We start from the raw sequence: 18,639 nt of genomic DNA on the forward strand, positions 1-18,639 counted from the left end.
GATGCCACTACTCGAAGTCAAAGACCTGAGCGTGCGCTTCACGCGCCGCGAGGGCGCACCCGTCGACGCGGTGCAGCGCGTATCGTTTTCGCTCGAAGCGGGCCGCACGCTTGGCATCGTCGGTGAATCGGGTTCAGGCAAAAGCCAGACGGTGATGGCGCTGCTCGGCCTGCTAGCCGGCAACGGCAAGGTATCGGGCAGCGCGACCTATCGCGGCGAAAACCTGCTGACGATGAACGAAGCCGGATTGAACAGGATTCGCGGCGACCGCATCGGCATGATCTTTCAGGACCCGATGACCTCGCTCAATCCGTTCCTGACGATCGAACGGCAAATGACCGAGACGCTGCAACTGCATCGCAAGATGTCGCGCCGCGAAGCGCGCCGCCGCGCGATCGAAACGCTCGAAACGGTGCGTATTCCCGACGCCGCACGGCGCATCAACATGTATCCGCACGAGTTCTCCGGCGGCATGCGGCAACGCGTGATGATCGCAATGGCGCTGCTCTCCGAGCCGGAAATCCTGATCGCCGACGAGCCGACTACCGCGCTCGACGTGACCGTGCAGGCGCAGATCATCGAACTGCTGCGCGAACTGAACCGCGAACGTGGCACCGCGATCATTCTGATTACGCACGACATGGGCGTCGTGGCCGGTTTGTGCGACGACGTAATGGTGATGTACGCCGGCCAGACCGTCGAGCAGGCGAATGCCGCCACGCTGTTCGCCGCACCGACCCATCCGTACACGATCGGTCTGCTGAACGCGCTGCCGCGCCTCACCGACGACGATGACCGTCCGTTGCAAACCATTCCAGGCAACCCGCCCTTGCCCGGCGAAGTCGGCGAGGGCTGCGCATTCGCACCGCGCTGCACGTATTGCTCCGACCGCTGCCGCGAGTCTCGGCCTGCGCTCATCGCGTCGCCTACGGCTTCCGATGCGTTGCGTGCGTGCCACCGGCCGGTGCAGGAAATCATGGAGGTACAACACGTATGAACGCCACTTCCATTGCAAGCCATAGCCTGGATCCGGCAACGCTGTTGTCGGTCGACAATCTCAAGGTGCAATTCGGCGTGCCGCGCGGCGGCTTTCCGTGGTCCGGCAAAGCGACGCTGCGCGCGGTGGACGGCGTGTCGTTCAGCGTGCGGCGCGGCGAAACCGTGGGCCTCGTCGGCGAATCGGGCTGCGGCAAGTCCACCCTCGCGCGCGCGATCATCGGGCTCGCACCGGTGGCGAGCGGCAGCGTGCGCTGGCTCGACAAGGAAACCGTGCTGACGGGTGCGCAGCGCGATACCTCGCGCTTGCGCCGCGACGTGCAGATGATTTTCCAGGACCCGCTCGCCTCGCTCGATCCGCGCATGACGATCGAACAGATCGTCTCCGAACCCTTGCGCACGCATGGCCAGGATATTGCCCGCGCCGACGTGCAACGGCGCGTTCTAACCATGCTCGAACGCGTCGGCCTCAATGCGCAGCATCTGCGCCGCTATCCGCATGAGTTTTCCGGCGGGCAGTGTCAGCGCGTCGGCATTGCGCGCGCGTTGATCGGCGAACCGCAACTGGTGATCTGCGACGAGCCGGTGTCGGCGCTCGACGTCTCGATCCAGGCGCAAATCGTCAACCTGCTGCGCGATCTGCAGCGCGAGTTGTCGCTGTCGCTGCTGTTCGTCGCGCACGACCTCGCCGTCGTCAAGGCAATCAGCCACCGCGTGCTGGTGATGTATCTGGGTCGCGTGATGGAGTTCGGCGATAAGCGCGACGTATATGGCACGCCACGTCATCCGTACACGCGTGCGTTGCTGTCGGCCGTGCCGGTGCCCGATCCGGTGGTTGAACGCGCACGCCGTCATCTGCTGTTGCGCGGCGAGATTGCGTCGCCGCTCAGCCCACCCTCCGGCTGCGCGTTTCGCACGCGCTGCCCGGACGCGATCGAGGCCTGCGCCAACGAGATTCCGCAGGCGGTCACGCATGGCGCGAGCGCGACACGCGTCGCGTGCATTCGCGTGGGGGACGCCGCGTAGGAAGTCTCCTCGACGGGTCGCTAAAGAACCAGGTCTGAAAACCTGAAACCGTATTCCCCGGCGCGGCGTGCCGTCGCGCCGATGGATTCGTTCGTCCAGCGATCGGGGCAAGAAGTTCTCGCAACGCGCACATGCCGATATATGGGCTCTCGATGCTCCACTCGTCCAGCGCGTGCGCGCGTTCCTCGGGACGAACTTCCATTGGCACCAGCAGTTGGCAGAGACCGGCGCTGACGTCGAGGTTATGCAGACCTTGCAGTCCATGATCCGCGGCGAAAGTGTCGTCCTCGTTGCCGAGCAATCACGGACAGGCGGCACGCGGATCGATCCAGCGCCTAAACCCAAAGATTTTCCCAGTTTCCGCGAAGAGTTGATGACGAAGTTGGGTATGTCGTATGACGCTGCAACGGCCTACATGGACCGCTACGACGACATGGTGGACAAGGCCAATGCAATTACGGCCCGCTATGCGAACGGGGCCGCGGCGTCACTGGCCGACGCCGAGAGCGACTTGCCGACAACCGCAACACCGTTAAGCGATGCGCAACATTTCGAATACACGCCGGGCACGCTCGGTGGCGATACAGAGGAAGTAGCCGCACGCGGGGTCAGCATGACAGGTAATGAACCGGGCGGATACCGCATCAACCCGAATGGCCTCGATGTAGACTACTTCGATTCGAGCGGCAACCTTTGCGCCCAATACCACGAGAGCCACGGGAAAGCGCACGGTCATAATTTCGACGCCGGAGTGAGAGATGACATTCATCTTCCAATGTCACCGATCAGCTGCAGGTAGAGCGTATTGCGAGGGTAAACAATGAGCATCGAAAATAGGACGTGGGGCTGGGAACTGGCGAGGAACGGCAGTTTGCTCCTTAAGATTTTTGGAGAATACCCCTCCTTTCACGACTCCGCCGTGACGACGTTCTCTTTGCAAAGAAAGCGACGTTCATTTGAAGGCATGGACTCGAAGCCGCTGCCGGCTGGCCGCGCGCGCTATTTAGTCGATCTCCAGCTTGAGGTGCTGCACAATCGCTACGCGGCTCCTCGCGCTGATGGAGGTCCCGACTATCTGGTCGTGTTAGATATTCTGGACATCCGAGGTTCGGAGATAGACGTAAACGCCATGCTCGAAGAAGCCTCGATTATGGAGATTTCTTTATCCAATACGCCCGACGGTTTGATCCGATTCGACCTCGAACCCAATATCGGACTCGATATCCGTTTAGCTTGCAAAGAGGTCGTCGTCGGCGCAATCCGGCCATACAGCCGCAGCGAATTTTAAGCCTCGCAGCTGGTGCACCGGCGACGTGGAGCGACGTTTGATGCTCGATAACAAGTTCGCTCGGCCCATGTCACGTTTTGACTTAACGTGACGCCCTTTGCGCTTTCAGCTTCAGCTTCGGCTTCGGCTTCGGCTTCGGCTTCGGCTTCAACCTACCCCGCGATCCGCTCCGTAGTCATCGCCCGCGACAAACCATGCATCGGCCGGCGCAGCGCGACGTCGAAGGGATTGGTTTGCGGGCCGATCGCATCTGCCTGACGGCGCAGCAACTCGACCACCATCGGCAGACGATCGTCGCCTAGACGCGCCGCCAGCGTGCCCACGCTCAGTGCCGCCACCGCCACACCAGTGCGATCCAGAATCGGCACCGCCACGCCCGCCATGCCGTCGAGCACGCCGCTATTGCGGCCCGCGTAACCGAGTTGGCGCACACGCTCGATCTCGGTGCGCAAATACACTTCGTCGAGCACGCCATAGCCGCGAATACGCGGCACGTTAAAGCGAATGATCTCTTCACGCTCCGCTTCCGGCAGGAACGCGAGAATCGCCAGACTCCCCTGACCGACACCCAGGGCCACGCGCCCGCCAATATCGCCGGTGAACGAGCGAATCGGAAACGGCCCTTCGCAGATGTCGAGGCACACCGCGTCGAAACTGCTTTTGACCAGCAGAAAAATCGTGTCGCCAAGACTCGCGCACAACCGCAGCAGCGCGGGACGGCACAAGGTACGCATGCCGCTCGGATTGCCGGCCTGCGCGGCGAGCGCGAAGAAATCGACGCTCAGCCGATACAGCTTCGAATTTTCGTCCTGTTCGACAATGCCTTCCGCGATCAGCGCGTGAAGAATGCGGTGCACCGTGCCTTGCGTGAGGCCCACCGCCTTGGCGAGACGCGTGACGCGGCCGCCGTCGGGTTGCGCTTCGGATAACGCACGGATCACCGCAAAGGCACGCTCCAGCATTCCCGGGCCGGGTGGGCTGCCCGTATCGGCTAGTGCGGGATCGGCATCTCGTTTGGTGGCAGCATTCATCTCAGGCGCTCCGAATTATTTCATTGACCGGAACACTATAGAGGGAATTATCCGTGAATGGAACATTCCCGGCACGTCCGTTCCATTTGTACTTCGTTCTGATTCATAGGGATTTTCCGGAGATCATGGAACGGAAGAGTTGATGCCAGTCTTGCCGAATATATTCCGTTCATCGGAATTTTTTCCAAACTTATACCGGCAAACGGAATTTGAAATTGACGCCATGCAATTTGGCTGGATAGAGTCGGCTCCATCGAGGCAGTAGCCGATTGAACCGGTGTCGATCCATCCAAAGGCCAGATCATGTCGTTCCTCACACTCACGGACGTAGCGAAATCGTTCGGCGATCTGCAGGCAGTCGCCGACGTGAACCTGTCGGTTGAAAAAGGCGAGTTCGTTTCGCTGCTCGGACCGTCGGGTTGCGGCAAGACCACCACGTTGCAGATGATCGCGGGCTTCGTTGAAACGACGCGCGGCCGCATCACGCTCGACGGCCGCGACATCACGCACATGAAACCGAACAAACGCGGCCTCGGCATCGTGTTTCAGAGCTACGCGCTGTTTCCACATATGAGCGTCGCGGACAACGTCGGCTTCGGTCTGGAAATGCGCAACATCGACAAGGCCGAGCGCAAGGAGCGTGTGCGCGAAGCACTGGCGCTGGTGCGGCTCGATACGCTCGCGCACCGCTTTCCACGCGAGTTGTCAGGCGGTCAGCGGCAGCGCGTGGCGATTGCCCGCGCGATCGTGATCGCGCCGCCCGTGCTGCTGCTCGACGAACCGATGTCGAACCTAGACGCCAAGCTGCGCGAAGACATGCAGTTCGAACTGCGCGCCATTCAACGCAAGATCGGCACGACCACCATCATGGTCACGCACGACCAGTCGGAAGCGCTGTCGATCAGCGACCGCGTGGTGGTAATGGAAGCCGGCCGCATTACGCAGATCGACACACCGTACGAAGCGTACGAACGGCCTGAAAACAGATTCGTCTCGCAGTTCATCGGCAAGGCGAACATGCTGGCGGGCACCGTGGTGGCGCGCGACGGCGACGCGATCCGCATCGACCTTGGACATGATCTTGCGGAGACCGGCCACACCGCGCAACTACCCGCGCGCGAGCGCGTGATCGGCGTCGGCGACGCGGTCACGTTGTGCATTCGTCCGGAAAAGCTGCGCCTGTGCGCGCCAAACACGGGACGTCTGGCCGCCACCGTGACGAGCCGCTTCTTCCTTGGCAGCCAATGGCTGTACCGCGTGGACAGCCGGCTCGGCGAAGTGCTGGTGTGCTGCCAGAACGAAGGCACCGAGCCGCTGCCGGAAGGCACGGCGGTCGGCGTCGACTGGAATAGCGAAGCGATCCGCTTCATTCAACGGGATGCGCATCATGGCTAGTACGCTGCCCGCTTCGAACAACGACAGCGTGAAAACCGGCAACGCGCGCCGCGCGCCGTGGCATGCGTTCCTGCCGTTGTGGCTGATGTGCGCACCGGCTTTCCTGCTGTTCGCGACGCTGGTGCTGGTGCCGCTCGTCATGACGCTGGTGCTGACTTTCTACCGCTTCGATCCAGCGAGCGGCCCGCTCGCCGCATTCCAGTTCGGCAATTACGCGGAAGTGCTGCAATCGTCGTATTTCCACACGATCTTCCTGCGCACCTTCGGCACCGCCTTTCTGACCACCCTGCTGTGCGTCGTGATCGGCACGCCAGAAGCTTACGTGCTGTCGCGCATGCGCGATCCGTATCGCTCGATGTTCCTGCTGATCATTCTCGCGCCGCTGCTGGTCTCGGTCGTGGTGCGCGCGTTCGGCTGGAGCATGCTGCTCAACAGCAACGGCCTCGTGAATCAGGCATTCGGTCTTATCGGACTCGGACCGTACAAGCTCGAATACACCACTTTCGCGATCGTCATCGCACTGGTGCACGTGATGCTGCCGTTCATGGTGATTCCGGTGTGGACCGCGCTGCAGAAGCTCGACCCGCAAACAGAAAACGCCGCGCTTTCGCTGATGGCGTCGCCCTTCACGACCTTGCGCCGCATCGTGTTGCCGCAACTCACGCCGGGCATTCTGTCGGGCAGCCTGATGGTGTTCGGCCTCTCGGCAAGCGCGTTTGCGATTCCCGGCCTGCTCGGCGGACGGCGCCTGAAAGTGGCCGCCACCGCCGTCTATGACGAATTCCTCGGTTCGCTGAACTGGCCGCTCGGCGCGACGATCGCGCTCCTGTTGCTGGTCGCGAATCTGATCGTGATGCTCACTTACTACCGGGTTCTGGAACGCAAGTACACCAGAAGCCTCGGCTGAACCTCCCGAGATCATCATGAGAAAAAACGGCCCCATTGCGCTGATTTTCCACACGCTCGTCATCGCGTTCGTGCTCGCGCCGCTTGTGATCGTGGTGCTGGTCGCCTTCACGCCCGATGAAACGCTCACACTGCCCACGCATGGCGTATCCCTGCGCTGGTTCCGCGCGATTCTCAACTACCCGGACTTTATCTCGGCGTTCTTCAACAGCCTGAAACTGGCATTCGCCTCAGCGACGTTGTCTTTGATCGTTGCGTTGCCGGCCGCGTTGGCCATCGGCCGTGCACGCTTTCCGGGGCGCGGATTTCTTAACGGCTTACTGCTGTCGCCGCTGGTGATTCCCGGTCTCGTGCTCGGCATCGCATTGCTGCGCTTCTTCGCGCTGATCGGCGCGACCGGTTCGTTCGCATGGCTCGTGCTTGCACACATGATCATCATCACGCCGTTCGTGATGCGGCTCGTGCTGGCCTCGGTCAGCGGCCTCGACCGCAGCGTCGAACATGCCGCGCACTCGCTCGGGGCCGACGCGTGGACCACGTTTCGCCGCATCACCTTCCCGATGATTCTCCCGGGCATTACCGGCGGCTGGCTGCTCGCGTTCATCAACAGCTTCGACGAACTGACCATGTCGATCTTCGTCACCTCGCCGCAAACCGTCACGTTGCCGGTGCGCATGTACATGTACGCGACCGAATCGATCGACCCGATGATGGCCTCCGTCTCCGCACTGGTGATCTTCATCACGGCCGGCGCGATGCTGCTGCTCGACCGCGTGTACGGGCTCAACCGGATTCTGATCGGCCAGCACTGATGTCTTCCACTGCTCTCTCAAACATGCCGTCGAATTTGCCATCCTCCGAATCCGCCGCGCCGAAACGCGATGCGCAATTCGTTCGCGTCGCGGAGACGCAGCGTGAATCGCTTAGTTTTTTTATCGACGGTCATGAAGTCAATGCGTTGCAGGGCGATACGCTGCTCACGGCCGTACTGATGCAACAACGTCGCGTGCGTGAAAGCGAATTCAGCGGCGCGCCACGCGCCGGCTTCTGCCTGATCGGCGCTTGCCAGGATTGCTGGATGCGTACCGAAGAAGGTCTGCGTTTGCGCGCGTGCTCGACGCTGGTGACACAGGGTATGCGTGTGGTCACGCGGCTCGCTGAGGTTGCTTTCGTTGCCGGTCCTGCTTCCTCTGCTTCAGGTGCTGCTTACTCCGCCGTGACGGCAAACGGAGACACGCAATGAGCAACGAACACCACGTGGTGATCGTCGGTGCGGGACCAGCGGGCGTGCGCGCCGCCGAAACGCTCGTTGCAGCGGGGGTCAAACCCATCGTGCTGGACGAAAACGCCCGCTGGGGTGGGCAGATTTATCGTCAACCGCCTGCGAACGGCGCGTTCCAGCGCTCGAAAAAAACGCTCTATGGTTTTGAAGCGCATAAAGCCGAAGCGTTGCATACGACGATGGCCTCGCTGCTTCCGCATCTCGACTATCGCCCCGACACACTGGCCTGGGCTTGTGCACCGGGTCGCCTCGATACGTTGCACGCAGGACGCGAAATCAGCGTGCCGTTCTCGCATCTGATCATCGCGAGCGGCGCCACCGATCGCGTGCTGCCGGTGCCGGGCTGGACACTGCCTGGCGTCTACACGCTGGGCGCGGCACAAGTCGCCTTGAAGGCGCAAGGCTGTGCGATCGGCCAGCGCGTGGTGCTCGCAGGCACTGGACCGCTGCTCTATCTCGTCGCCTATCAGTACGTGAAAGCCGGCGCACAGGTGGTAGCTGTACTCGACACGAGTCCCCTATCGCAACAGATTGCCGCGGCGCCGAAACTCGCGCGGCAACCGGTTACGTTCGCCAAAGGGCTGTACTACGTCGGCTGGCTAAAGATGCGCGGCGTGCGGATCGAGCGCGACGTGAAGCTGATCGGTATTCATGGTGACCAAGGCGTGAGTGCAATTGAATGGCGCTCTTCAGCCGACAGTTCGAAGGCCGAAACCCTCGCATGCGACGCCGTCGGCATCAGCTTCGGCCTGAAGCCTGAGACCCAGCTTGCCGATCTCGCCGGGTGCCGCTTCCGGTTCGACGCCCACAATCGTTGCTGGCTACCCGAACTCGACTCCGCCGGCCGCAGCTCCGTGCGCGGCATCTATCTGGCGGGCGACGGTGCGGGCATCGCGGGCGCCGATGCAGCCGAGCTCGCCGGCCGTCGCACGGCGCTCGCGCTACTCGACGACCTCGGCATCGCGCATCCGCGTGGCCTCGGCATGCGTGATGCGGCTTCCCTCGAGCGCAGCCTGCACCATATCGCTGTATTTCGCCAAGGCATCGAAGCGGCATTTGCACCGCCCGCAAAATGCGCGGCGCAATGGCCCGACGACATGACCGTGTGCCGCTGCGAAGAAATCGATGCAGGCACCTTGCGGCGCTGCATCCGCGGTGGCGAAGCGAATGAGATCAATCGCCTGAAAGCGCTCACGCGTGTCGGCATGGGCCGTTGCCAGGGACGCATGTGTGGCGAAGCGGCATTGACGCTGCTCGCGGAAGAAACCGGCAAACCCCTCGAAGCCGTGGGCCGTTTGCGTAGCCAGCCGCCTGTCAAACCGATCCCTCTTTCGCCCGCTATGTATGCCGACGACGTCGCCGAGATTCCCGAGGAGGCGCGCGATGAGTGACACCCTCCACTACGACGTGGCGATTGCGGGCGGCGGCCTGGTCGGCTCATCGGCAGCGTTGGCGCTCGCGCGGCGCGGCTTGCGCGTGGGCCTGTTCGAGCGGCGCTATTGCGGCGCGCAGGCAAGCGGCGTGAACTACGGCGGCGTGCGAGTCCAGGGACGGCCGGCCGAACAGATGCCGCTCGCCATGCGTGCACGGCGCATCTGGGACGGCTTGCCGGAGCTGATCGGCATCGACGGTGAATTCACTGTGTCGGGGCATTTGCGGCTCGCGCGCAGCGAAACCGATCTCGCCGCGCTCGAAGCATGGGCGGACATGGCGCGTGGCCATGGACTGCAAGCGCAGGTCATCAGCGGCGCCGCGTTCCGGCAACGTTATCCGTGGCTGGGCGCTGCAGCGGTCGGCGGCTCGCTTTGTGCGACCGATGGCCATGCGAATCCGCGTCTGGTCTCACCCGCGTTCGCACGCGCCGCGCGAGCCGCAGGCGCGGACGTACGCGAGCAAACCGAACTGACCGACATCCATCACGACGGTACGCGCTTCCAGTTACGTGCAGGCGACACCCGCATCAGCGCCGACTGGCTGATCAATTCCGCCGGCGCATGGGCGAATACGGTTGCCGGTTATTTCGGCGAAACCGCGCCGATGAAACCGATCTACCCGAACATGTGGGTCACCGAGCCGCTGCCGCATTTCATCACGCACAACCTCGGTGTGTACGGCGGCGGCATCTACGCACGGCAAGTGGCGCGCGGCAATTGCGTGATCGGCGGCGGACGTGGACATGGCGACGGCGAATACGGTCAACCGTCGACGGAAACCACCCGCGCGGTGATGCGCGATGCGTGCGCCCTGCTGCCGCCGCTGCGCGAGGCGCTGCTGATCCGCACATGGAGCGGCGTGGAAGGTGAAACGCCTGACAGCAATCCGATCATCGGTGCGAGCCGCACGGTACCGCGCTTGTTGCATGCGTTCGGATTTTCAGGCGGCGGGTTTTTGCTGGCGCCAGGCGTCGGCGAAATACTCGCGGATCTCGTGATCGACGGCGCCACAGCCACACCGCTCGACGCTTTCTCGATCAATCGCTTCGCTGCTGTTCCTGCGCCATCCGTCGCCTAGTTATTGCTTATCGCTTTGCTATCGCCTCGTCATCGCCTCGTTATCGCTTAATGAAACTCAGGAGCCCCTCAATGAAACTGTTCAAGACGATCGCGGCGCTGGCCGCATTGTGCGCATTCGGTGCGGCCGCGCCGGCATGGTCGGAGACCAAGACCATTTACATCGGCATGAACGGCGGTCCGATGGAAAAGGCCTATACGAGCCAGGTCCTGCCCGACTTCGAGAAGGCCAACAACGTCAAAGTGGTCGTGGTGCCCGGCACCTCGTCGGACATTCTCGCCAAGCTGCTCGCCAACAAGGCCAATCCGCAAATCCACGTAGTGTTTCTCGACGACGGCGTGATGGCGCGCGCGGTCAGCATGGGCGTGTGCAAGAAGCTAGACGACGCGCCGGTGCTCAAGGAGCTCTACCCGTTCGCGCGCATGAAGGACGACATGGGCGCGGGCGTGCAGCTCGGCATGACCGGCATCGCGTACAACAAGAAGCTGTTCGCTGAAAAAGGCTGGGCGCCGCCGACTTCGTGGATGGACTTTGCCGATCCGAAGTACAAAGGCAAGGTGGTGTTCCAGTCCGCGTCGAGCAGCACCTTCGGGCTGCACGGTTTCCTGGCGATCAACCGTTTGATGGGCGGCAGCGAGCAGAACGTCGAACCGGGCTTCACGAAATGGGCCACGACGGTCGGCCCGAACGTGGTGGAGTACGTGCCGAACTCAGCGAAGATTTCCGAAATGGTCCAGACCGGCGAAGCGGGCCTGTTCCCGTTGACGCCGACTGCCGTCAGCGATCTGCAGGACAAGGGCATTCCGGTCGCCTATGTGAGTCCGAAGGAAGGTCCGGTGTTGCTGCTCGTCGATCTGTGCGTGGTCAACAACAACCCGGACCCGCAACTGGCGCAGAAACTCGCACAGTTCCTGCTGTCCGCGCCGGCTCAGACCAAAGCGGCCGAGGCCGGCAAGCAGATTCCGACCAACCGTCTCGCGAAGATGACGCCGCCGATGCAGCAAAGCCTGGGCAACGTCGACGATCTGGTGAAGAAGGTGACCGTGGTGGATTGGGACACGATCAATGCGCATCGTGCGCAGTGGGATACGCGCTGGAACAGGCAGATCGAGCGTTAATCAGAAGATCACCGAGATCGCCACGCCGAGCCAGATCGACAGCACGCCGACAAGAAACATGTGCCGGGCGATACGAATGCGGGAATCGTTGTTGTCAGGCTCGACCGGGCTCGTCGCCATCCACGGCACGAGTCCGAGGCAACCGAAGCCGATCATCGCAAACACGAAGACGAAGACGTCGGACACGTGCCATTTCGATTGATCGTACAGGCCCCAGTAGCCGAGAAAGACGATGCCGATCGAGAAGATCGTCGCCGAAGCGGCACTGAGCGCGGGTACAGATCCGGTTGGACTCGGCATGCTTCACCTCCGAAACGTTAGGCTGCTTGCTGTTGCCGTCTCCGTCACCCGCGCTCCCGTCATTCAGGATGTACGGGCCTGCCTTGCTTCATACGTCTTCAGATGACTATAGGCGATACGCAGCAACGACAGGCCGTGCTCGCCCTTCTGCGCATCGCCGCCGCGCGAGATCAGGTCGCCGAGAATGTGATCCGCCTCGGTATGCGAGTGATTTTCGACGTCGCGCAGCATCGAAGCTGTTAGCGGCGACGGCGTAAAGAGCGTTTGGGTAGCGCGGGCGTCGAAGTCCGGGCCCATCGTAAAGCCGTTGTGCTCCGCGACGCCGCGGCACTCACCGAGCAGGTTTTCGATGATGCGCTTGCCGTCCGGCGCAGCCAGAATATCGCCGACCGAACCGCGCATCAAGCACGTACTCGCCGCGAGTGTGGCCAGGAACACCCACTTTTCCCACATGCGCAGCAGGATGTTGTCGCTAACCACGGCATCGAAATTCGCGCCGGCCATCGCATCCGCAATGGCCTCTACGCGCTCGGACGTGCCGCCTTCCAGTTCACCGAAGGTGATCGCGTGCGTTTCGTTCAGATGCATGATGTGCTGCTCGGGGCTGAGCGTGGCCGCGATCACGCATTGACCGCCCAGTACGCGTGACGCACCGAACTTTTCCTTGAGCACGTCGATATGGCGCATGCCGTTGAGCATCGGCAGAATCGATGTGGATTCGCCGACCAGCGGTGCGAATGAATCGATCGCGTCGTCAAGACTGTAGGCTTTGCAACTAAGCAGCACCAGATCGAACGGCTCCGCGCTGACACCGGCGAGTATCGTCTTGACATCGTGCAAGGCGAGATTGCCGCGCGCGCTATTGATGACGAGACCGTCACGCGCAAGCTTTTCCGCGCGGCCGGGGCGCACGAGGAAAGTCACGTCCTGGCCCGCCGCTGCGAGGCGTCCGCCGAAGTAGCCGCCCACGGCGCCTGCCCCTACTACTAGAATTCGCATCTTTTGCCTCTTGATAGATTTGGGTCACGCGCGCCGGGTCGGTATGCCAGGGCCTCGAAGACCGCCTGCGCAGCACGTCTGCAGAAATGTAGCAAAGATTGACGATATGCATCGGCCACAATGGCGGGCCGGTTTGCTGCATTGCACCGCGGCCCCGGTGTTTCGCCACCGCGTTTCCGCTTTATTCCCGCATTGTTTCTTACGTCAGATCAATCGCCGCGCCGACTTGAAGATACGACGCCCCTAGCAAACGGCCGCAGCGTAACAAGATCGCCCTACAGCGTGCCGCAAATGGTGCGCTCGTAAAGCGCGAGCATTCCGGGCACATCCACGTCCAGGCAGACCGTGCTGTCGGGCCGGCCGTCCCAGTCAGGCGCGGGCACCGGCATCGTAGAAGGCTTCTGGATGGTTTGGCCCACCGCGATCCCGTCCGTCAGCACACGCACAGGACCACGGCGAGTCGTATAAAGATGCGGCGCCAGCACATAAGTGACCGCCGACGAGTCGTGCACGTAAATGCCTTCAAGTTGCGCGCTTTGCTCATGAAAGGCTTCGTAGTGCCGCGACACGTCCCACACGAACTGCCCTGCTGCACCGCCGCGCTCGCGCAGCGACGCCAGATAATCGCGGCTCATGATGGTGCGCTGCGTGACGTCGAGCCCGACGATCGCAACCGGCCACGGTGCGCCGAACACGATGTCGGCAGCATCGGGGTCGCCGAGGATGTTCGCTTCCGCCGCCGGCGTTACGTTGCCGAGCACGCCGTCTGTGCCGAACGCGCCGCCCATGATGACCACCTGTTTGACGAGCGGCGCGATCTGCGGATCGTCAGCCAGCGCCAATGCCAGGTTCGTGAGCGGCCCCACCGCGATTAACGTGACTTCGCCAGGATGGGCGCGCACCGTGTCGATGATGAAGCGGTGTGCGGGGCGCGCGTCGAGCGCCGCTTCAACACCGGTTTCGATTGCGATATTGCCAAGCCCGTTGTCGCCGTGAATCCATGCGAGCGGCTCGGGCGCTGCGCGCTTGAGCGGTGCCGCTGCACCCTGCGCAACCAGCACGCCCGGCGCGAACCGCCCGGCCAGGAACCGCGCATTGCGCGTGGTGGTCTCGATCGTGGCGTTGCCGAATACGCTCGTCAGGCCCAGCAATTCGATGTCCGGATGCAGCGCCTGAAAAACGAGCGCCATCGCATCGTCCACACCGGGATCGGTGTCGTAGATAACCTTGTGCGTGCTCATAGATAAAACGCGTCCGGCAATTGTTCACGCGCGGTGGTGTCGCGAGTGACGCCATGCAGATTGCCAAGCCGGATCGGCAATTCGGGGCCGCCCAGTTCGATGATCACCTGGCGGCACGCGCCGCACGGTGCGATCGGTCCATCCGTATCGCCGATCACCGCGAGCGCGGCGAACTGGTCGCGCTGATAGCCCGCGGCAATTGCACTGAAAAACGCCGTGCGTTCAGCGCAATTGCACAATCCGTACGAGGCATTCTCGACGTTGCAGCCGTCGAATACCGTACCGTCTTTGGTCAGCAGCGCAGCGCCGACCTTGAACTTCGAATAAGGCGCATAGGCCTTTTCTCGCGCAATGCCCGCGCGTTCCAGCAGTTGTTCCATATTCATGCAACGATCCTCAATTCGATTCAGTTCAGCGTCAGGAACATACCCGCAATCGTGGCGCTCATCAGGTTCGAGAGCGTCGCAGCGAGCACGACACGCAGGCCGTAGCGCGCGACTTCAGCGCGGCGTTCCGGCGCGACGGCGCTAAAGCCGCCCGTCAGCACCGCAATCGACGCAAAGTTCGCGAAGCCGCACAACGCAAACGACAGAATAGCAAGGGTTCGCGGATCGAGGGCCTGCAGGCCGGCGGCGCTTACGCTAGCGGCATCTTTCAGATACGGCGACAGCGACGCATACGCGACGAATTCATTGAGAATGATCTTCTGGCCGAGGAAATTACCGGCGATTGCGGCTTCGCTCCACGGCACACCAATCAGATACGCGAGCGGCGCGAACACCGTGCCGAGCACTGATTGCATCGACAGTTGCGGATGGCCGAACCAGCCGCCTATGCCACCCACAATGCCGTTGAGCAATGCGATCAGGCTGACGAACGCGATCAGCATCGCGCCGACCATCACGGCGATTTTCAGACCTACGGTCGCGCCGGAACTCGCCGCTTCAATCACATTCGCTGGGCGCTTTTCATCGAAGCTCAAGTTCTCGAGATGCACGCGGCTTGGCTCAGTGGTCGGGTGAATGATCTTGGCGAACAGCAAGCCGCCGGGCACCGCCATGAACGACGCGGCCAGCAGATATTCAACCCGCACGCCAAGGCCCGCGTAACCCGCCAGCACCGAACCGGCAACCGCCGCCATGCCGCTCGACATCACCGCAAACAGTTCGGCGCCGGTCATGTCGCGTGTGAACGGTTTGACCACGGCCGGCATTTCGCTTTGCCCGAGGAAGATCGTTGTAACGGCTGAGAAGGATTCGAGCTTCGATACGCCGAGCAGTTTCTGGAATATCGTGCCGAGCACGATCACGATCCAGCGCATCACGCCCAGGTAATACAGCACGGAAATAAGCGCGGTCACGAAGATGATGGCCGGCAAAACCCGCACGGCGAAAACGAAACCACCGTCACCGAAGACCTGGAACATCTTCGCCTGCACGAGGCCGCCGAACAGGAACTCGATGCCCGCATTGCCATAGCCGAGTATGTGATTGACACCGGACGCAGCGGCAGCCAGGACAGTCTTACCAATTGGGACGAAGAGAATGAAAGCGCCGATACCAATCTGCGCAAGCAGCGCCGCAATTACAGTCCGTAAACGGATGGCGCGACGGTTGGTCGAAAAGATAAAAGCGATGAGAAGCAGTACGGCAATACCGAGGATGTTTCGAGCGATCAGTGCCATGTCTCTTGGTGTTCTTGTGAAAGTGGCAATGATGCTAAACGAAACTGACGCTGGAGAAAAAGATTTCAACATCGAGCGACGACTGTTCGCTGCACGTCGCCGCTCGATTGATGCACGTCGCATCTAAACGGCATCAAAACGACTGCGACGCGATCGCGGTTCGTGACACGGCGATCGCGCCGCGGCAGCCGGCCTCAGATCACTTCCAATGCCAGCGCAATCCCCTGCCCGCCGCCGATACACAGTGTAACGATGCCGCGTTTCAGGCCGTCACGGCGCATCGAATGCAACAGGCGCGTCGTCAATACCGCACCGGTCGCGCCGATCGGATGACCGTGCGCGATCGCGCCGCCCTGCACGTTGATCAGTTCTTCCGCGATGCCGAGTCTGCGCGCCACGGCAAGCGGCACGGCAGCGAAGGCTTCATTGATCTCGAAGCGTTCGACGTCATCGAGTTGCCAACCCGCGCGAGTCAAGGCCATTTGCACAGCCGGCACCGGACCGAGACCGAACATGCCCGGCTCGACGGCCGCGACGCCAAACGCCACCAGCCGCGCAAACGGTTCGATGCCGCGCGCCTCGGCGAACCCGCGATCAGCAACCAGCATGGCTGCCGCGCCGCTGTTCAGGCCCGGCGCGTTGCCTGCTGTAATCGTGCCGTCCGGGCGGAATGCCGGACGCAACTTGGCGAGCGTTTCGACCGTGGTATCCGGGCGGGGCTGTTCATCGCTCGTAAAGTGCTGCGGGCCTTTGCGCCCCGGAATTTCCACGGCGACCAGTTCAGCGTCGAAATCGCCGCGCGCCTGCGCCTCAGCGAAACGCTGTTGCGAACGCGCGGCCCAACGATCCTGCGTTTCGCGCGTGAGGTCGAACTGCGTGACGAGGTCTTCGGTATGCCAGCCGGAATGCTCGCCGGAAAACGCGTCGTTCAGGCCGTCGCGCAGCAGACTGTCGTGGATTTGCGCGTTGCCCATCCGGTAGCCCCAGCGGCCGCCGTCGAGCAGATACGGTGCGCGGTCCATGTTTTCCATGCCGCCGGCCACGGCTGCATCGCCGAGACCGAGCCAGATTTCCTGGGCTGCAGATGCGATCGCCTGCGCGCCCGAACCGCACACACGATTGACCGTCAACGCAGGCACAGCCACGGGCACGCCGCCGCCAATCGACGCCTGACGCGCCGGATTCATCCGGTTGCCGGCCTGGATCACGTTGCCCAGCACCACCGAGGCCAACGCGGCCGGATCGAGACCGCTGCGCCGCAGCGTTTCGCGCACCGCAACCGCGCCGAGTTCAGTTGCGGGCACTTCTTTCAACGATCCGCCGAATGCGCCGATCGGCGTTCTCACCGGATTGCAGATCACTACTTCACGCGTACTCATCATTCATCTCCAGTTGGACTACAACTTTCACCGCCACATTCACGCGGATCAATTCGCCGACGCGGCCGTCACCGTTTCGGGCACATCCCAGCCGCCGCCGAGCGAGCGGTACAGCGCCACAGCTGCGAGCGCATGCTCGCGTTTTGCCTGGTTCAACGATTCCGCATCGCGCAGATACGCCTCCTGCGCGGCGAGCACATCGAGGAAGTCCGTCGCGCCGCCCTTGTAGAGTTCACTCGACAGACGCAGCGCGTGGTTCGACGCATCAAGCGCGCCGCCCAGGCGTTGCACCTGCACCGCACCGCTCACCAGGTCGCTGCGGTTGTCCTCGATTTCCTTAAGCGCCAGCAGCATGGTTTGTTGCAGGCCGAGTTGCGACTCGCGCATCCGGCTTTCGCTCGCATCGATATTCGCGGTGATGCGGCCGGCGTTGAAGATCGGGCTCGTTGCGTTCAAGGCGGCGCTGAAGAGGTTATCGGTCAGCGTCGGCAAGCCGAGATACGACGAGGCCAGCAAGCCGTCGGCGAGATTGAGCCTGAATTGCGGGTAGCGCTGCGCTTTTGACACGCCCACTTCTGCGGCGCGCTGTTCGACCGTGGCGTAGGCATTGCGCACGTCCGGGCGCTGCAAGAGCGCTTCCGACGGCAGCATCTGCGGCACGTTTTGCGCCGGCACAGGAATGTCGCGTGCGTTAGCGAGCAGCAAGCCGTCGACGCTCTCCGGCGTACGTCCCGAATAAACCGCGATCAGACTCAGTTGATGCTGCACGGCCGACTGGATGCGCGGAACCTGTGCCTGCAAATCTTCCAACTGATTCTGTGCTCGCGCGACGTCAAGTTGCGTCGACAGTCCGTAGTGCAAACGCTCCTGCGTGAGTTTCAGAGCGCGGGCGCGGATCTGTTCGTTGTCGCTGAGAATCTGCAATTGCGATTGCGCCCAGCGCAGATCGATATACGCCGCGGCCGTGTTCGCCGCGAGTGCGAGACGCAGTTGATTCAAGGCCGCCTGCCGACCCGACACTTGCGCCTCGGCGGCGAGAACAGCAAGACGTTCGCCGCCGAAAACGTCCGGCGTCCAGCTCGCTGTCACGCCAACGCCGGCCTGACGCACATAGCCGAGCGGCGGCGGCGTGTTCTGCCGGGAGTCGGATGCAGTGGCGCTAGCATTCAATTCCGGCAGCAAGGCCGCACGATTCTGCTTCGCGAGATCCTGCGCCTGTTTGACGCGTTCCACCGCGGCCTGCACGTCGAGATTGCCCGTCAGCACCGATTCCACCAGTTGATGCATGACAGGGTCGCCGAATTGCGCCCACCATGTATTGGCGTTGATGCTGTCTTGAGGCGCATCGACATTCCACGCGGCCGGCGCGACAGTCTGAACCGTATGCTGCAGGTCCGCGTGCGTTTCAGGCTGCACCGCGCATGCCGCCAGTGTCAGCAGTGCCGCGCTCGCGAGTACTTTCATTACGATTGGTTTCATGCTG

At 62.4% G+C, this 18,639-nt stretch carries 19 protein-coding genes; 11 read left to right on the forward strand and 8 right to left on the reverse strand.

Annotation, left to right across the window (positions count from 1 at the left end):
- Position 1 precedes the first annotated feature (1 nt).
- The 4 genes from R8871_RS02190 to R8871_RS02205 all read left to right on the forward strand — a co-directional run bounded on the left by R8871_RS02190 (position 2) and on the right by R8871_RS02205 (position 3,310).
- Positions 2-997 carry an ABC transporter ATP-binding protein gene (locus R8871_RS02190; RefSeq protein ID WP_175048842.1) on the forward strand — a complete coding sequence of 332 codons (996 nt, stop codon included), beginning with the start codon at positions 2-4 and terminating at the stop codon, positions 995-997.
- A complete protein-coding gene (locus R8871_RS02195; protein ID WP_175048843.1) occupies positions 994-2,022 on the forward strand; it encodes an ABC transporter ATP-binding protein in 1,029 nt (342 codons plus the stop codon). Before R8871_RS02190 ends, R8871_RS02195 begins: the two co-directional genes overlap by 4 nt.
- Positions 2,023-2,194: 172 nt before the next feature.
- Positions 2,195-2,821 (forward strand): hypothetical protein, encoded by a 627-nt coding sequence (locus R8871_RS02200; protein ID WP_175048844.1) that lies wholly within the window; start codon positions 2,195-2,197, stop codon positions 2,819-2,821.
- A 21-nt stretch (positions 2,822-2,842) separates the two neighbouring features.
- Positions 2,843-3,310 (forward strand): Imm50 family immunity protein, encoded by a 468-nt coding sequence (locus R8871_RS02205; protein WP_175048845.1) that lies wholly within the window; start codon positions 2,843-2,845, stop codon positions 3,308-3,310.
- Between the two features lie 152 nt (positions 3,311-3,462).
- On the opposite strand, the gene R8871_RS02210 is transcribed toward R8871_RS02205, so the two are convergent.
- Complete coding sequence (locus tag R8871_RS02210) at positions 3,463-4,341, reverse strand: IclR family transcriptional regulator (protein ID WP_175048846.1); 879 nt, start codon at positions 4,339-4,341, stop codon at positions 3,463-3,465.
- 303 nt (positions 4,342-4,644) lie between these two features.
- Between R8871_RS02210 and R8871_RS02215 the strand changes: the two genes are divergently transcribed.
- From R8871_RS02215 to R8871_RS02245, 7 genes are all read left to right on the forward strand, one after another.
- Positions 4,645-5,736, forward strand: coding sequence for an ABC transporter ATP-binding protein (locus tag R8871_RS02215; RefSeq protein ID WP_175048847.1), 1,092 nt, complete (start codon positions 4,645-4,647; stop codon positions 5,734-5,736).
- Entirely contained in the window at positions 5,729-6,643 is a 915-nt protein-coding gene (locus R8871_RS02220) for an ABC transporter permease (RefSeq protein ID WP_175048848.1), read from the forward strand. Before R8871_RS02215 ends, R8871_RS02220 begins: the two co-directional genes overlap by 8 nt.
- 16 nt (positions 6,644-6,659) lie before the next feature.
- Positions 6,660-7,454 carry an ABC transporter permease gene (locus R8871_RS02225; RefSeq protein ID WP_054040373.1) on the forward strand — a complete coding sequence of 265 codons (795 nt, stop codon included), beginning with the start codon at positions 6,660-6,662 and terminating at the stop codon, positions 7,452-7,454.
- Entirely contained in the window at positions 7,454-7,885 is a 432-nt protein-coding gene (locus R8871_RS02230) for a (2Fe-2S)-binding protein (protein WP_246287316.1), read from the forward strand. Before R8871_RS02225 ends, R8871_RS02230 begins: the two co-directional genes overlap by 1 nt.
- Positions 7,882-9,315 carry an FAD/NAD(P)-dependent oxidoreductase gene (locus R8871_RS02235; RefSeq protein ID WP_175048849.1) on the forward strand — a complete coding sequence of 478 codons (1,434 nt, stop codon included), beginning with the start codon at positions 7,882-7,884 and terminating at the stop codon, positions 9,313-9,315. The genes R8871_RS02230 and R8871_RS02235 overlap by 4 nt, the downstream gene beginning before the upstream one ends.
- Entirely contained in the window at positions 9,308-10,435 is a 1,128-nt protein-coding gene (locus R8871_RS02240; protein ID WP_175048850.1) for an NAD(P)/FAD-dependent oxidoreductase, read from the forward strand. Before R8871_RS02235 ends, R8871_RS02240 begins: the two co-directional genes overlap by 8 nt.
- Before the next feature lie 71 nt (positions 10,436-10,506).
- Entirely contained in the window at positions 10,507-11,553 is a 1,047-nt protein-coding gene (locus tag R8871_RS02245) for an ABC transporter substrate-binding protein (RefSeq protein ID WP_175048851.1), read from the forward strand.
- On the opposite strand, the gene R8871_RS02250 is transcribed toward R8871_RS02245, so the two are convergent.
- The 7 genes from R8871_RS02250 to R8871_RS02280 all read right to left on the reverse strand — a co-directional run bounded on the left by R8871_RS02250 (position 11,554) and on the right by R8871_RS02280 (position 18,635).
- Positions 11,554-11,853: a hypothetical protein gene (locus R8871_RS02250; protein WP_175048852.1), complete on the reverse strand. Its 300-nt coding sequence runs from the start codon at positions 11,851-11,853 to the stop codon at positions 11,554-11,556.
- 63 nt (positions 11,854-11,916) lie between these two features.
- Positions 11,917-12,852: a 2-dehydropantoate 2-reductase gene (panE, locus tag R8871_RS02255; protein ID WP_175048853.1), complete on the reverse strand. Its 936-nt coding sequence runs from the start codon at positions 12,850-12,852 to the stop codon at positions 11,917-11,919.
- Between the two features lie 275 nt (positions 12,853-13,127).
- Positions 13,128-14,093, reverse strand: a complete 966-nt coding sequence (locus tag R8871_RS02260) for a nucleoside hydrolase (RefSeq protein WP_175048854.1) — start codon at positions 14,091-14,093, stop codon at positions 13,128-13,130.
- A complete protein-coding gene (locus tag R8871_RS02265; protein ID WP_175048855.1) occupies positions 14,090-14,479 on the reverse strand; it encodes a cytidine deaminase in 390 nt (129 codons plus the stop codon). Before R8871_RS02265 ends, R8871_RS02260 begins: the two co-directional genes overlap by 4 nt.
- A 20-nt stretch (positions 14,480-14,499) precedes the next feature.
- Positions 14,500-15,777, reverse strand: coding sequence for a NupC/NupG family nucleoside CNT transporter (locus R8871_RS02270; RefSeq protein WP_175048856.1), 1,278 nt, complete (start codon positions 15,775-15,777; stop codon positions 14,500-14,502).
- A gap of 194 nt (positions 15,778-15,971) precedes the next feature.
- Positions 15,972-17,156: a thiolase family protein gene (locus R8871_RS02275; protein ID WP_175049943.1), complete on the reverse strand. Its 1,185-nt coding sequence runs from the start codon at positions 17,154-17,156 to the stop codon at positions 15,972-15,974.
- A gap of 48 nt (positions 17,157-17,204) precedes the next feature.
- A complete protein-coding gene (locus tag R8871_RS02280) occupies positions 17,205-18,635 on the reverse strand; it encodes an efflux transporter outer membrane subunit (protein WP_175048857.1) in 1,431 nt (476 codons plus the stop codon).
- Positions 18,636-18,639 lie beyond the last annotated feature (4 nt).

It is taken from the genome of Paraburkholderia sediminicola (assembly GCF_902859805.1).
GTDB lineage: Bacteria > Pseudomonadota > Gammaproteobacteria > Burkholderiales > Burkholderiaceae > Paraburkholderia > Paraburkholderia sediminicola.

Coding starts and splice junctions, on each gene's coding strand:
- R8871_RS02190 (WP_175048842.1), top strand. CDS start 2: ATGCCACTACTCGAAGTCAAAGACCTGAGCGTGCGCTTCACGCGCCGC.
- R8871_RS02195 (WP_175048843.1), top strand. CDS start 994: ATGAACGCCACTTCCATTGCAAGCCATAGCCTGGATCCGGCAACGCTG.
- R8871_RS02205 (WP_175048845.1), top strand. CDS start 2,843: ATGAGCATCGAAAATAGGACGTGGGGCTGGGAACTGGCGAGGAACGGC.
- R8871_RS02210 (WP_175048846.1), bottom strand. CDS start 4,341: ATGAATGCTGCCACCAAACGAGATGCCGATCCCGCACTAGCCGATACG.
- R8871_RS02215 (WP_175048847.1), top strand. CDS start 4,645: ATGTCGTTCCTCACACTCACGGACGTAGCGAAATCGTTCGGCGATCTG.
- R8871_RS02220 (WP_175048848.1), top strand. CDS start 5,729: ATGGCTAGTACGCTGCCCGCTTCGAACAACGACAGCGTGAAAACCGGC.
- R8871_RS02225 (WP_054040373.1), top strand. CDS start 6,660: ATGAGAAAAAACGGCCCCATTGCGCTGATTTTCCACACGCTCGTCATC.
- R8871_RS02230 (WP_246287316.1), top strand. CDS start 7,454: ATGTCTTCCACTGCTCTCTCAAACATGCCGTCGAATTTGCCATCCTCC.
- R8871_RS02235 (WP_175048849.1), top strand. CDS start 7,882: ATGAGCAACGAACACCACGTGGTGATCGTCGGTGCGGGACCAGCGGGC.
- R8871_RS02240 (WP_175048850.1), top strand. CDS start 9,308: ATGAGTGACACCCTCCACTACGACGTGGCGATTGCGGGCGGCGGCCTG.
- R8871_RS02245 (WP_175048851.1), top strand. CDS start 10,507: ATGAAACTGTTCAAGACGATCGCGGCGCTGGCCGCATTGTGCGCATTC.
- R8871_RS02250 (WP_175048852.1), bottom strand. CDS start 11,853: ATGCCGAGTCCAACCGGATCTGTACCCGCGCTCAGTGCCGCTTCGGCG.
- panE (WP_175048853.1), bottom strand. CDS start 12,852: ATGCGAATTCTAGTAGTAGGGGCAGGCGCCGTGGGCGGCTACTTCGGC.
- R8871_RS02260 (WP_175048854.1), bottom strand. CDS start 14,093: ATGAGCACGCACAAGGTTATCTACGACACCGATCCCGGTGTGGACGAT.
- R8871_RS02265 (WP_175048855.1), bottom strand. CDS start 14,479: ATGAATATGGAACAACTGCTGGAACGCGCGGGCATTGCGCGAGAAAAG.
- R8871_RS02270 (WP_175048856.1), bottom strand. CDS start 15,777: ATGGCACTGATCGCTCGAAACATCCTCGGTATTGCCGTACTGCTTCTC.
- R8871_RS02275 (WP_175049943.1), bottom strand. CDS start 17,156: ATGAGTACGCGTGAAGTAGTGATCTGCAATCCGGTGAGAACGCCGATC.
- R8871_RS02280 (WP_175048857.1), bottom strand. CDS start 18,635: ATGAAACCAATCGTAATGAAAGTACTCGCGAGCGCGGCACTGCTGACA.